The sequence below is a fragment of the Streptococcus sp. GMD4S genome (genome assembly GCF_000296955.1).
Window position 1 is genome coordinate 1 of the sequence record NZ_AJRE01000049.1, and the last position, 15,843, is coordinate 15,843.

The following is a 15,843-nucleotide window of genomic DNA, read 5'->3' on the forward strand; positions in this document are numbered from 1 at the left end:
GGATATTCTTATGCAAATATGGAGAAACTGCTTCCTTTCTACAATAAAGAAACCATTGTTTCGTTTGCGAACAAGATTCCGAAAGAGCATAAGTTGAATAAGGAGTACCTACTGGATGTTGTTCCGATGAAGGGTGACCAGATTATCACTGATATCCATAGCAATAAAACAGCAATCAATCGTTTGATGCTTCACTACATGGACAATACTATTGACTACCTAGAAATATCTTATCAGGGAGATTTCGTAAATCGAGGCATTGCTGAGTATAGGATGAAGGGATTAGACCTTCTTTATACTCCAGAAGCCTTTGTATCAGATTATACTAGCATTCTAAATCAAGTGTTGCCAGAGCTGAATAAGGTCGTTCTTGATTCGCCAGCTATGCGAACAGCTCTCGGAGTAGCAGCAGATACTTCTTTGGATGAACTATACTTAGATACTGCATTTACGCAAGTGAAAAGCAAGCTATCAGGTGAGCTTCGCAAAGTGCTAGCTATGGATAAGGCTATCAATACTGAAGGTGAAGTAGTTAAGGATTATCTTGTTAAGAAGATTCTTGCTGATAAAGAAGCTTTCCTATTGGGTCTGACTTACCTTAACCGTTGGTATAATATCAACTATGACAACTTTAATGTTAAGGACCTATCGGCTTACAAGATGGATTTCTACGGTAAAAATGACGTTTCGGTTCTTGATACAATCATTGCTTTAGGGAAATCAGGACTTGAGAATCTCAAGGCTAAGAACAACTATACAGCATATGATAATTCGCTCTCTGAAGCAACTGGCAAGCGAGGACTCTTCAATTACCTTGAAGGCTACCGTCAGCTCTTCCTGCCATACAAGACCAATAATGAATGGCTCAAGACCAATACAAAAGCCTACATCGTTGAGGCTAAGTCCGATGTAGCAGAAGCGAGACAGCTTCAGGACGCAGCTGAGGGCAAGAGCAAGTACTCTGTCGGTGTTTATGATAAGATTACTGCAGATAATTGGGAACACAAGGGCATGCTCCTGCCACTCTTGACCATGACAGAGAAAGGTGTCTATGCTATCTCCAATATGTCTACCATCTCCATGGGAGCTTATGATCGCTACCGCCTGGATGCCAATAACAGGGTGCGAACAGACGCAGAACTAATTGAATATGTTGAAGACAGAGTGAGAAAAACAGCTGAATACCAGCGCGACCACTATGATTTCTGGTATAAGATTCTGAGTCCAGAAAGCAAGGACAAGCTCTTCCGTTCTGTTCTGGTTTATGACGGATTCTCATTGGTTGACAAGAATGGTCAAAAATATTGGGCTCCAGCTAATGATAAAAAATCTCTAGCTATGCAGGAGTTCTTCGGACCTGCTGGCAAGTGGTATCCAAGCAAGGGCTATAATGCCTATGCTACGGGTAGTGTAACCCACTTTGATGCTGCTAAATTGTTGGAAGACTATGGTAACTCAGTTTACACGCATGAGATGACCCATAACTCTGACGGTGCTATTTACTTTGAAGGATATGGTCGTCGTGAGGGACTAGGTGCGGAACTCTATGCTCGCGGACTCTTGCAGTCTTCGCCAAGCCCAGATGAACCAACTATTACGCTCAATACTCTCTTCAAGGTGGACAAGGATTCTAAGACACGTATGCATACCTATAATTTCAAGGAACGTGTTCAAAATGCAGCAGACCTTCAACACTATGTCCATGGTATGTTTGACATGATCTACACCTTGGATTATCTAGAAGGTACCTCTATGCTGAAGCAGAGTGATGATGCGAAACTTCAGTGGTTCAGAAAGATGGAGAATTACTATATTACAGATAAGTATGGTAAGGAGACTCATGCTGGTAACCAGACGAGAAGCTTCACTGCTGAAGAAATCAAGCAATTAAAGACCTTTAACTCTCTCATTGAAAATGATGTGATCACTCGTCGGGAGAATAAGGAAAGTGGGAAATATGGTCGAAATGGCTACCTCAGTCTCAGCCTCTTCTCACCAATTTACTCAGCCTTGAGCAATCCAAATGGAGCGCCAGGTGACGTTATGTTCCGTCGCACAGCCTATGAATTACTGGCAGCCAAAGGCTACCATGAAGGATTTGTCCCTTATGTTTCTGGTCAGTACTCTCAGGAAGCCTTTGATGAAGGGAAGAAAACGTGGGACGGATGGTCTGGAAGAGATGTTGGTCTCGTGACTGACCAGAAAGTCTTGGAAAATGTATTTAAAGGTGAATACACCTCTTGGGCAGCCTTCAAGAAGGCCATGTACAAGGAGCGAATTGATCAGCTGACCAAGCTGAAGCCAATCACCATTGAGTACGAGCTTAAAAATCCAAACAGTACCAAGAAAGTAACCATTCGTTCTTATGCAGAGATGCAGCAGTTGATGGACGCAGCCGTGGCAGAGGATGTACGCAACATTACCAATGCTACTAGCCGTGTCGAAGCTAGCTGGGTTAACCTGCTCAAGAAGAAGATTTACAATGCTTATCTTCGTGAGACAGACGACTTCAGACAGTCTATTTTCAAGAAATAAGGAAACGATTCTGTTTGATTAAAATTTGAAAATTCCTAGGTTTAAGGCTACCTAGGAATTTTTCTGTGGTTTCTCCATGATCTTGTTTGTGCATTCAAGACCTGATAAGATAAGGATTTTGACAGCGTAAATGAACTGAAAAGATTAGCAGTTTTTTGTGGCTATTATTTATAGCAAATAAATTGAATAATCTAGTAAATTTCGGTAGAATAGAGGGGATTCAAATCATGATGAAGGAAAGATTAGAAATGAAAAGAAGTTATTTAGGAGAAAAGCACCAACGTTTTTCATTGAGAAAAGTTTCGGTTGGTTTAGTTTCTGCTTTGGTAGGGGTTTTCTACCTTTTTAGTGGAGGAGGTTCTCTTGCAAGTGTAGCAGCCAGTGAACAGACGCCATCCGTCACAAAACAGATTCACTATAAGTATGTGACAGAAAGTGAGCTCACGGACCAAGAAAAGCAATTGGTAGTCAAAGAATTGCCACAGTTTGCTGAGGAAACAGATGATACTTACTATTTGATTTATCGTCCGACGAGACAGCTGCCTGCAACTGGTCACAGCCAACTCATTAGCTCAATTGCAGCAGGGGCAGGCATTGTGCTACTGGTCGTAGCGATTAAACTGGGCAGAGATGATCGCAAGAAACTTGCTTCATTCATGCTTTTGACCAGTCTAGGAAGTCAGCTGATTGCGCCAACTTCCTTGGCTTTGACAAATCAAATGCTGGCAGACTATAATCAGGAATTGACTGTACAGGTCGGGGAAACATTGCAATCCCCACTTACGATTGAAGGCTACCAATATGTAGGGTATTTGAAATCTCAAAAAGAAGTAAACTCTCCAGTTGATGGCAAGAAAGAGTTGAATCATTCGGCTCCTATTGATACTCCAGTCCAAACTTCGAACGGAAGCCAAGCGCAGGAAGAGTATCGTTCTCAGAAACCAAGTGATGCTCCTGTATTTGAACAACCAGAGTTAAAGGTTGATAGTAAAGATACCAGTCGTACAGAGATTATTCCTTTCCAAGTGGTGGAAGTAGAGGCGGATGATTTGCCGCAAGGTCAAACTGAGGTGATTCAGGCAGGGAAAAATGGTAGTCGTACCATCGTGACCCGCAGCTACTTTTTAAATGGTCAGGTGATCCATACAGAGGAGGTTTCCAATCAGGTAACGACTGAGCCGACTTCTGAGATTAGAAAAGTCGGAAGCAAGATCCCTTCTCCTACAAAACCAAGCCCAGGGGAGTCCGTTAGCGAGAAACCAACAGACGCTCCAATAAATGAAGTTCCAAGCTTAAACGTTGAAGAAAAAGATGTTACCACAACAGTGGCTGAACCCTACACTCGAGAACGAGTAGAGAGTGATAGCTTGCCAGTTGGCCAAATCAAGATAACTCAAGCTGGTCAAGATGGCGTGCGTACAATCGTCACCCGTCAGTACATGGTAGATGGAAAAGTAGAGAGAAGCCAGGAACTCTCTAACGAAGTGACGACTCCAGCGGTCTCAGAAATCGTAACAGTTGGAACAGGCCCTGTTAGCGAGAAACCAACAGACGCTCCTGTAAATGAAGTTCCAAGTCTAGAGGTTGAGGAAAAGGATGTTACTACGACGGTAGCAGAACCCTACACTCGAGAACGAGTAGAGAGTGATAGCTTACCAGTTGGCCAGACCAAGATAACCCAAGCTGGTCAAGATGGCGTCCGTACGATTGTCACCCGTCAGTACATAGTAGATGGCAAAGTAGAGAGAAGCCAGGAAATCTCCAACGAAGTGACGACTCCAGCGGTCTCAGAGATCGTAACGGTCGGAACAGCTCCTGTTAGCGAGAAACCAACAGACGCTCCTGTAAATGAAGTTCCAAGCTTAAACGTTGAAGAAAAGGACGTTACCACAACAGTGGCCGAACCCTATCCAACTAAGGAAGTGGAAAGTGCAGACCTGCCTTTGGGGCAAAGGGAAGTTAGCCAAGCTGGTCAAGATGGTGTCCGTACGATTGTGACTCGTCAGTATTTAGTAGATGGAAAAGTCGAAAATACAGAGGAAATCTCTAACACTATCACAAAAGAAGCAGTTCCTCAGATTATCAAAGTCGGTACAAAACCAATTTCTACAAATGTGGATCACGCTCCTGTGGAACCAGAAAAAGGAACTCTCGACCTCGAACCCTTACACCAATTAGTGGAGGAGGCCGATAGCATTCAGAAAACGCATCAGTATTTCAATGATACCACTGCAGATCAAGAGTCTTATAAACAGGCAGTCGCAAATGCCCAAGCTCTCTTTGAGGCATCTCATGCTAGTCAAGAACAGGTTGATTCTTTGAAAAAAGCCCTTGAAACTGCTAAGAATAATTTAGACGGCCAACCTGTTGATAAGAAAACTCTTGGAGTTGAATTTGACATGAAGGATGTGACTCAGTCTACAGTTGCTTACCAGTATGCTGATGAACAAACCAAACTCCGCTATCGCCGTGCTCTAGATCAGGCCAAGCTCGTTTTGGACAATCCTTTCGCCAATCAAGCCTTGGTCGATCAAGTTCGGACGGATCTCGAGGCCGCTCGTCAAGCTCTGGATGGTGTCAAGAGAAAACCAACCCTCTCTCTAGTCCGTGTCGAGAAGGAAGAAGACAAACGCCAAGTTTCTCTTAGCTATCACTTGACGGATGCTACAGCTAGCTATCAATCAGCCAAAGTGCAGCTATACAAGGGTGAAACGTTAATTAAGGAAGTCGACCTTGTGGATCTCACTCAAAAATTGACGCTTGATGACTTGGACTACTATACTCCTTATACCCTCAAAACTGTCATGAAATATGACCTGGGTCAAGGGGAACAAACTAGTATAGAGGATCAACGTCCAGTTCAGCTAGATTATAAGAAGGTTGAAATCAAAGATATTGATCGTATCGAACTGTACGGTAAAGATGGTAGTCGCTACCGACGTTACCTATCCCTGTCGGAAGTGCCGTCTGATTTGGACAACTACTATGTCCGCATTCAGTCAGACAAGTTCAAGGATATGCTCTTACCTGTTACTAAGATTACAGATAAGGGCAATGCCTATTCCGTAACGGTATCAGCTAATCAGCTCGTCGAGGGAGAAGGGGATCATTATCGTCCAGATTACTCTTTTGAACTGCCGAAAACGCCTCTTAGTCAAGAAGGTGTCTATACGTCCTTCAAAGCGCTCGTAGAGGCCATGAAGTCAAACCCGACTGGAAACTTCACATTAGGAGCGGATGTTTCAGCAGATGAACTCCAGTTGGAACAGTCTGCGACAAGCTATGTACCAGAAGAATTTTCAGGTAGCCTAACTAGCCGAGTGGATGGCAAAGATTATACCATCTACAACTTGGCAAAACCACTCTTTGCAACCTTGAAAAATGCCACCATCCAGCAACTGACCTTGAAATCGACTGCAGTTACAGGCAAGGATTCTATAGGGGCCTTGGCTAGCAACGCTCAGAACGCAACGATTACGGATGTTTCTGTAAGTGGTAGTCTATCTGGGAACAAGCATATCGGTGGACTCGTAGGAGTTGCCCAAAACACAAAACTAACCAATGTTGCCTTTAAAGGATCCATCACCAGCACCCAAGATGGAGGGCAGGAGTACAATATTGGTGGCCTGGTCGGTAATTTCCACGGCAACCAATCACTGGCGCAGAAGAGTCAGGCAGATGTATCTATCCAAGTAACGGGTAGAAACGGAGACCAGCGTGTTGGAGGCTTGATTGGTCGCTTGCAAAATGGAGCTAGATTAGAAACTTCTTATGTGAGTGGTTCTATCCAGAATGGAGGTCATTCTGGCCAAGTCGGTGGAGCAATCGGGTCTACTTGGAACAATGGACAGGTCCGAAATGTCTTGACCAGTGTCAAGGTTCAAAATGGTCATGCGATGACAGGAGATCCCTATCCTGAGGCTTCTGTTCGGGACTCTTATGTTCTTGAAGGAACTACAGCAAATCGAAAAGATGAGCGTTTTGTCCGTTCTATTTCAGAGGCCGATGCGCAAGCCAAACGTCAGTCCTTTAGAATCACTTCGAACTTGACGGACCAAGAGCCATTGCAGCAAGCTTACCAGCATCAAACAGACTATAGTCGAGTGAGGGGAGCTCAGGAGTCCAGAAAGCAAGCCTACGAAAATGTAGAAAAACTATTACCATTCTACAACAAAGACTTCATCGTTCATACAGCTAACCAATTAGCTGAAGATGATAAACTCAACAAAGTAGCCCTGCTAGATGTGGTTCCGATGAAAGATGAGACACTGATAACAGATGTCAACAGCCATAAGGGTGAAATCAATAGACTGATGCTGCATTATGCAGATAAGACGATCGCTTATCTTGATCTGACCTACAAGGGTGATTTTGCCAATGGCCAGATTGCTGAATATAGCATCGCTGATAAGAATTTGCTCTATACGCCAGAAGTCTTCCTATCTGACTACCAGTCTATTAAAGAGAGTGTCTTGGATGAACTCAAATCTGTGACCTATGACTCGGCTGCAGTGCGTAAAGTATTAGGGATTGGTGAAACAGCTTCCTTAGATGATCTTTATCTGGAAAAAGCCTTTGAACAAATCAAAGCTGAACTAGGTCAGGAGCTCCTCAAGGTACTTTCAGTTGACAAGTCGATCAACACCCTAGGCCCTGCCGTAGCGGATGCGATTAGCCAAAAAATTCTGCAGAACAAAGAGGCCTTCATGCTTGGTCTGACCTATCTCAACCGATGGTACAATGTCAACTATGGAACGTTCAATACCAAAGATCTTAGTGCCTATAAGTTTGATTTCTTTGGCAATCAAGCAGCTTCGACACTGGATACTATCATCGCTCTCGGGAACTCTGGAATGGGCAATCTTCGAGCGCAAAACAACTTCAATGCTTACCGACAATCCCTAGCCAAGGAAAAAGGCAAAGGAGACCTCTTTGCTTACTTAGAAAGTCTGCGTGAACTCTTCTTGCCAAATAAAACCAACAGTGAGTGGTTCAAGGAAAATACTAAGGCTTATATCGTAGAAGCTCGTTCAAGTCTGCCAGAAATTCAGGCTAAGCAAGACAATGCAGATCGTAAGAGTAAGTATACAATCAAGGTCTACGACAGACTGACTCAGGGAGATTGGGGCTTCAAGCAAATGGTCCTCCAACTTCTGACCTTACCTGAAAGAGATGTCTATATCATCAGCAATATGTCGACTATTGCCTTTGGTAGCTTTGGAGGCTACAGGAAAGAAGGTGGTAGAGTTCTCTCAGGCGAGGAACTCCATCGACACGTTGAAAAACTTGTGGATCAATCAGCTGAATGGCAACGAAACCACTATGACATGTGGTACAACATTTTAAGTCCAAACAGGAAAGACACTCTATTCAGACGGGTGATCGTTACAGACGGTTTCTTTCTTTATAATGATAAAGGCCAGCAATATTGGGCTCCTCGTAATGATAAGACCTCTGTTGCTATGTATAATTTCTTTGGCCCTGCTGGCAAGTATCACGGAGACAATGGACTAGGAGCCTTTGCAAATGGTTATGAAGTCTTCTATGTCTATGACCAGATGCTGGGAGCTTCTGGAACCATGGTCTATACCCATGAAATGACCCACAACTCGGATGGTTCTATCTATTTTGAAGGACATGGTCGTCGTGAGGGTGAAGGACCTGAGAGTTTTGCTACAGGGATGTTAGAGTCTGTAACCAATGTTAGCGAAAAAGGTCTCGTACTTAATAGCTTCTATCAAGGAGATAAAGATTCGACCACACGTTACCATACCTATGATCCTGTTGCTCGATTCTCCTCAGCAGATGCTCTTCGCGACTACATGCATGGAGTTTTTGACGTACTGAACCTTCTGGATTATGTAGAAGGGGATATTGTTACTGGAGTTCTAACTGATCAACAGAAAATGAAATGGTACCGTAAGGCTGAAAATTATAACTTTGAAAAAACTTCTTATGGTAAACAAGCTCACGCTGATGATCGAATTGTCCCTATAACTGCCGAAGAAGCAGCCAAACTAAAATCTGTTGATGATTTGGTTGATCATAATATCATTGGTCGTCGCGATGGTTGGGATAGAGCTAACTTTGGACGAAATGGCTACTATGTCATCAATATGTTTGCTTCCTTCTATGCAGCTCTGGACAATCCAACTGGTGCACCTGGGGGACTTATGTTCCGCCGTAGAGCTTATGAATTGCTCGGAGACAAGGGTTACCAACAAGGATTTGTCCCATATGTATCTGGCCAATACGCTGGCCAAGCGCTTAAAGAAGGTCATAAGACCTACTCAATCTGGAACAGAGGAGATGTCGGAGTAGTTGGAGATGATTTGGTTTTCAAAAATCTCTATGGTAGCCAGTATGAATCATGGAAGGATTTGAAGAAAGCCATGTTGAATGAGCGATACAACAAGGCTCAAAACTTCCTTCGCCCTATCACTATCGAGTTTGAAGCAGGAAAACTAGATAGCAAACGACAAATTACGATTTCTTCTTATGAGGAATTACAAGATTATATGTACTTAGCAGTACTAGCGGATGCCTCAGCTAAGAACATTGATCGTGCCTTATCAGACAGCTCTAAGAGCAGTGTCGCCCAACTCAAGTATCGTATTTTCAACGCTTATCTACGTGCCACAGACGACTTCAGACAGTCCATCTTTGAAAGATAGACACGAAAAAAGAAGATCCAAGTGATCTTCTTTTTTAGGTGAATGGCTTGCTTAGTACAAAAACGAATGAATTTACAAATAAATTGATACAGGACATATTTCTTACTCTAAATATCTGGAGAGAAATTGGAAAACATTCATCATCTAGTATACTCGTTTCGAAATTTCTTTTGTTTTTCATGAAAATATGATAAAATGATAGTTGTAAAATTTTTTTAAGGAGATTCGGATGAAAACAAAAGCACTTGCTCGCGTAAATGCGATTTTTGGTCTTATTTCAGGTATCGTCTTGCTGTTGGCACCTCTTGTTATGTTTATGATAGCTGTCGGGGCTGCTGCAGCGACGGAGGACTCTGATGCAACAGTTGGTATATTGACGATTTTTTCAATCATTTTGGCATTGGTAAAAATTGCTGTCTTGGTTTTAGGAATTGTGTCTATTGTCTATTACAAGGACGATGAGCGTGTGACCCCTGCACCGTCTGTTTTGTTTATCGTGGGTGGTTCTGTTGGATTGATCCCATTCTTGGGCTGGGTAGGAGGAATTCTGACAATCATTGGTGGATCCCTCTATTTTGGACTTTTGAAAAAGTTCGAGATTCAAGAATAATGACTTTTTGTTAGGAATATTTTCAAATAAGAGAAGGCGCTTAGCCTTCTTTTTTTGTCATCAACGACGGATAAATTTTACAAGATAAATAAGCTTTGACATTCGTGAAATCTAAAGCATTTATTGGAGACAAGGAAGTATTTTTATAGTATAATGGTGGATGTGAAATACCTATATCAAAATATAATGCTAGTTATTTTCTTGATAGAAGGTAAAAGTTGAGAGGATTTAAAATGAAAAAGTTTTTTGGAGAGAAGCAGCATCGTTTCTCCTTACGAAAATTAGCAATTGGACTTGTGTCAGCTTCGATTTCAAGCCTATTTTTTGTGTCCATTGCGAGTAGTGGAACCGTATTTGCTCAAGAAAATGTAGCTGTTCACTACAAATATGTGACGGATACGGAGCTGAGTGGGCAAGAGAAGGACTTGATTGTCAAGGATATTCCGAAGATTGCGGAAGATAGTGAGAGCACCTATTATCTAGTCTACCGTATGGATGAGAAAGCCCAACTAGGTCAGTTGCCCAATACAGGTGGGCAGAATAGCCTTACTAGTGTTTTAACTGGTGGAGCCCTAGCTTCAATTGGCCTTCTTATTTTTGTCGTATCGAAAAAGAAAGGCAAAAAGAAAGCCCTCTTGAATGTGATTTTGGTAACAGGGATGGGCAGTGGTTTGGCTTCTTCAGTTCAGGCTATTGAAAATCAACTTTTGCTCCAGTACAATCAGGAATACCAATTATCCCAAGGAGATAGTCTGCCTTTGCCACGTGCCTTATCAGGTTATACTTATCTAGGCTATATTAAGCAAGACAAAGAGATTAATCAGCAAGAAACTGCTGCTAGGGATCAGAAACTTGACTATACAGTTCAACCTCATTTCCAAGCCAACGAAGGTGGACAAAAGGCAGGAGATGAGCAGAAAGCTCCGTCTTCAACAAGCCCTGCAGACAAGACAATCCCTTCTCAAGATTTATCTAATAAAAAGCCGTCTGGTATTGCTAGTGTAGATCCTCAAGACGAAGTCTTGGCTGGTCGCGTGAACAAACCAGAGCTCTTATACAAAGACCAAGAGATTGTAACCAAACTAGATGTTTCAGAAGTGGTGCAGGAAAATCCAGATCTAGCAGAGGGAACCATCCATGTCAAACAAGAAGGTCGTGCTGGGAAGAAGATTGAACTTGTTCGCATTTTCACGGTTGAAAACCAAGAAATTTCTAGGGAAGTTCTCTCAACTAAGGTAGAAGAAGCCTTGCCACGTATAGTAGAGAAAGGGACTAAGAAGGCAGTAGCTGCAAGTGAAGCACCTCAGTCTGCAAGAAAAGGAGAGCCTGAGACTCAGGCTCCATTACCAGAATATACAGGCGAGCAAGCGGGAGCGGTTGTAGCCCCAGAGACAGCTGAAAAACCAGAATATACAGGCACCCAAGCTGGAGCAGTTGTTGAACCCGAACAAGTCGCTCCGCTACCTGAGTATCAGGGAACCCAAGCTGGTGCTATCGTCGAGCCAGAACAAGTTGAGCCAGAGGTTGGGGGTGTCCAGTCTGGGGCTTTGGTGGAACCAGAAACGACTGACAAACCAGCCTATACAGGCGAGCAGTCAGGAGCAATCGTAGAGCCTGAACAGGTGCCACCAACACCAGAATATACAGGAACTCAAGCAGGAGCGATTGTTGACCCTGAGATAGCTGAAAAACCAGAATATACAGATACTCAATCAGGTGCGATAGTGGAACCTGAGACTCAATCTTCCTTACCAGAATATAAAGGTGAGCAAGCAGGAGCCATCGTTGAACCGGAACAAGTCGCTCCTCTTCCAGAATATACTGGCAATACCGAGCAAGTAAAACCGGAAACTCCGACAGAAAAACCAAAAGAAAAAGACCCAGAGAAGACGCTTGAGCTAAGAAATGTTTCGGATCTGGAGTTGTATAGTCAGACCAATGGTACTTACAAACAACACGTTTCTTTAGACGGTGTCCCAAGTAATCCAGACACTTACTTTGTCAAGGTTAAATCCTCGTCATTTAAAGATGTCTATTTACCAGTCGCTTCAATAACGGCAGAAATAAAAAATGGGCAGCCAGTTTATAAAATCACAGCCAAGGCTGAGAAACTCCAGCAAGAGCTAGAAAATAAATATGTTGATAATTTCACCTTCTACCTAGCTAAGAAGGCTAGAGAGGAAACGACAACCTTTACTTCCTTTAGCAACCTAGTCAAAGCTATCAACCAGAATCTCTCTGGAACCTATCATTTAGCAGCTAGTTTGAATGCCAACGAAGTGGAGTTAGAGCCTGAAGCTAAATCCTACATCAAGGGTACCTTTACTGGTCAGTTGATCGGTGAAAAAGATGGCAAGCAGTATGCTATTTACAACTTGAAAAAACCACTGTTTGAAACTTTGAGTAGTGCCACAGTAGAAAAATTGAGTCTGAAAAATGTCTCCATTTCAGGGAAAGATGATATCGGTGCATTGTCCTATGAAGCTCAGAATGGCACAAAGATTCAGCAAGTTCACGTTGATGGTGTTCTCGCCGGTGAACGTGGTATCGGTGGTTTGCTGGCAAAGGCTGAGCAATCAAGCATCACAGAGAGCAGTTTCAAGGGAAGAATTATCAACACGTATGAGACGACTGCTGCCTATAATATCGGTGGTCTGGTCGGTCATTTGACAGGTGACAAGGCTTTACTTACTAAGTCAAAAGCGACAGTAGCCATTTCATCCAACACAAATAGTTCAGATCAGACAGTGGCTGGTCTTGCAGGTCTAGTAGATCAGGATGCACAAATCCAAGATAGCTATGCTGAAGGCGATATTAACAATGCCAAGCACTTTGGTAGAGTCGCGGGAGTAGCAGGCTATTTGTGGGATCGAAAAACTAATGAGGAACAGCATGCTGGAAGATTGACCAATGTTCTCAGTGATGTCAATGTAACCAACGGAAATGCCATTACCGGTTACCACTATAATGGAATGAAGGTGAAGGACACATTCAGCAGCAAGGCAAACAGAGTCTACAATGTCACCTTAGTCAAGGATGAGGTCGTCAGCAAGGAATCCTTTGAAGAAAGAGGAACAATGCTAGATGCTTCCCAGATTGAAAGCAAGAAAGCAGCCATCAATCCTCTCACTCTACCAACAGTGGAACCCCTCTCAACAAGTGGCAAGAAAGACAGTGATTTTTCTAAGGTAGCCCATTATCAAGCTAAGCGCGCCTTGGCTTATAAGAACATTGAAAAATTGCTACCTTTCTACAACAAGGCAACCATCGTCAAATACGGAAATCTGGTCAATGAGAACAGTCTGTTATATCAAAAAGAACTCTTGTCAGCAGTTATGATGAAGGATAACCAAGTCATCACAGACATTGTTTCCAACAAAGAGACTGCAAACAAACTCTTGCTTCACTACAAGGACCATTCTTCTGAGAAGCTTAATCTCAAGTACCAGGATGATTTCGCCAAATTAGCAGAATATAGTCTAGGCGATACTGGACTTCTCTATACGCCAAACCAATTCCTGTATGACCAATCTTCCATCATCAAGCAAGTCTTACCTGACTTACAAAAGATTGACTATCATTCAGAAGCCATCAGAAAGACACTCGGTATTTCTCCAAAAGTCGAGCAGACTGAGCTCTATCTAGAAGACCAGTTCGCCAAAACAAAACAACATTTGGAAGACAGTTTGAAAAAACTCTTGTCAGCTGATGCTGGACTTGCCGGTGCTAACCCAGTCACCAAGGGTTATCTTGTAGATAAAATCAAACGCAACAAGGAAGCCTTGCTACTTGGCTTGACCTATCTGGAACGTTGGTACAACTTCAGCTATGGTCAAGTAAACGTCAAAGACCTGGTTCTGTACCATCTGGACTTCTTTGGTAAGGGAAATGCTTCACCACTGGACACTCTTATTGAGTTAGGTAAATCTGGCTTTAACAATCTTCTAGCTAAGAATAATGTCGATACTTATGGTATCAGTCTTGCCAACCAGCATGGAACAACAGATTTATTTAGCACGCTAGAAAATTACCGAAAAGTCTTTCTACCAACCACAAGCAACAATGACTGGTTTAAATCAGAGACTAAGGCTTACATCGTTGAAGAAAAATCCACTATCGAAGAGGTGAAAGCGAAGCAAGGATTAGCTGGCACCAAGTACTCTGTCGGTGTTTATGACCGCATCACGAGTGCCACATGGAAATACCGCAATATGGTCTTGCCTCTCCTAACCTTGCCAGAGAAATCAGTATTTGTCATCTCGACCATGTCTAGTCTAGGATTTGGAGCCTATGATCGCTACCGAAATAGTGACCATAAAGCGGGCAAGGCTCTCAATGACTTTGTTGAAGAAAATGCGCGTGAAACAGCCAAACGTCAGCGAGATCACTACGATTATTGGTATCGCATTTTAGATAATGAGGGACGTGAAAAACTCTATCGTACCATCTTGCTTTATGATGCCTATAAATTTGGTGATGACACAACCTCAGGAAAAGCTACATTGGAGGCTAAGTTTGATAGTTCCAATCCAGCCATGAAAAACTTCTTTGGACCAGTTGGCAATAAGGTAGTTCACAACCAGCATGGAGCCTACGCAACAGGTGATGGCGTCTACTATATGTCTTACCGTATGTTGGACAAGGATGGCGCCATTACATATACCCATGAAATGACCCATGATTCCGATCAGGATATCTACCTTGGCGGCTATGGTCGAAGAAGTGGCTTGGGACCAGAGTTCTTTGCAAAAGGTTTATTGCAAGCCCCTGACCAACCAAGTGACGCAACCATTACCATCAATTCTATCTTGAGACACTCAAAATCAGATAGTGCAGAGGGCTCCCGTCTGCAAGTCTTGGATCCGACAGAGAGATTCCAAAACGCATCAGATCTTCAGAGCTATGTCCACAACATGTTTGACCTCATCTACATGTTGGAATATCTCGAAGGACAATCAATCGTCAACAAACTGAATGTTTACCAGAAAATGGCGGCTCTCAGAAAAATTGAGAACAAGTATGTGAAAGATCCAGCAGATGGAAATGAGGTTTACGCCACTAACGTAGTCAAAGAATTGACAGAAGCAGAGGCCCAAAACTTGAATAGTTTTGAAAGTTTGATTGACCACAACATCTTATCAGCTCGTGAGTACCAGACTGGCGACTATGAACGAAATGGCTACTATACCATTAAACTCTTTGCCCCAATCTTTTCAGCTCTCAGCAGTGAGAAAGGCACGCCAGGGGACCTTATGGGGCGTAGGATTGCTTACGAACTTTTGGCTGCCAAAGGCTTTAAGGATGGAATGGTACCTTATATCTCAAATCAATACGAAGAAGCTGCCAAACAAAAAGGTCAAACTATCAATCTCTATGGGAAAGAACGAGGATTGGTGACCGATAAACTTGTATTGGACAAGGTATTTGAAGGCAAGTATGCATCTTGGGCTGCCTTTAAGAAAGCCATGTATAAAGAACGTGTGGATCAGTTTGAAAACTTGAAACAAGTGACCTTTAAAGATCCGACAAAACCATGGCCAAGCTATGGGACCAAGACCATCAATCAAGTGAGTGAATTGCAAGCCCTCATGGATCAAGCTGTTCTCAAGGATGCTGTAAGTCCTCGTTGGAGCAACTATAATCCAGAGTATGATAGTGCCGTTCATAAGTTGAAGAGAGCAATCTTTAAAGCTTATCTTGACCAAACAAACGACTTCAGAACCTCTATTTTTAAGAAATAAGGGTTGGAAAATGAAAAGGGAGGATCGACAGATCTTCTCTTTTTATGTTCGGATGTCTGAAAGCAGGTAGGCGATTTGTTTGTGACGGAGAAGGTCTTTTGTTTCTGGAGCAAATATGGTAGAATGATAGCTACGAGAGAAGGAGGTTTTTATGGAGAGAGATAGATTGGTTCGACTCAATTGGAGACTGGGCATGGTGGCAGGCATAACCTTGCTTTTGGGACCTGTCCTACGATTTTTGCTATCCTATACTGGTGCCATCATCTATAAAGATCCTTCAAAG

Annotated in this window: 4 protein-coding genes; all 4 read left to right on the top strand. The window is 42.9% G+C overall.

Features of this window, described 5'->3' with window-relative positions:
- On the top strand, nucleotides 1–2,535 hold a 2,535-nt coding region (locus GMD4S_RS04920; RefSeq protein ID WP_000486008.1), incomplete at its 5' end, for a ZmpA/ZmpB/ZmpC family metallo-endopeptidase.
- A gap of 248 nt (nucleotides 2,536–2,783) precedes the next feature.
- Nucleotides 2,784–9,209 carry a ZmpA/ZmpB/ZmpC family metallo-endopeptidase gene (locus GMD4S_RS04925; RefSeq protein ID WP_237739125.1) on the top strand — a complete coding sequence of 2,142 codons (6,426 nt, stop codon included), beginning with the start codon at nucleotides 2,784–2,786 and terminating at the stop codon, nucleotides 9,207–9,209.
- Nucleotides 9,210–9,438: 229 nt separating this feature from the next.
- Nucleotides 9,439–9,819: a hypothetical protein gene (locus GMD4S_RS04930; RefSeq protein WP_000849881.1), complete on the top strand. Its 381-nt coding sequence runs from the start codon at nucleotides 9,439–9,441 to the stop codon at nucleotides 9,817–9,819.
- 233 nt (nucleotides 9,820–10,052) lie between these two features.
- Nucleotides 10,053–15,560, top strand: coding sequence for a ZmpA/ZmpB/ZmpC family metallo-endopeptidase (locus GMD4S_RS04935; RefSeq protein ID WP_000713082.1), 5,508 nt, complete (start codon nucleotides 10,053–10,055; stop codon nucleotides 15,558–15,560).
- The last annotated feature ends 283 nt before the right edge of the window (nucleotides 15,561–15,843 follow it).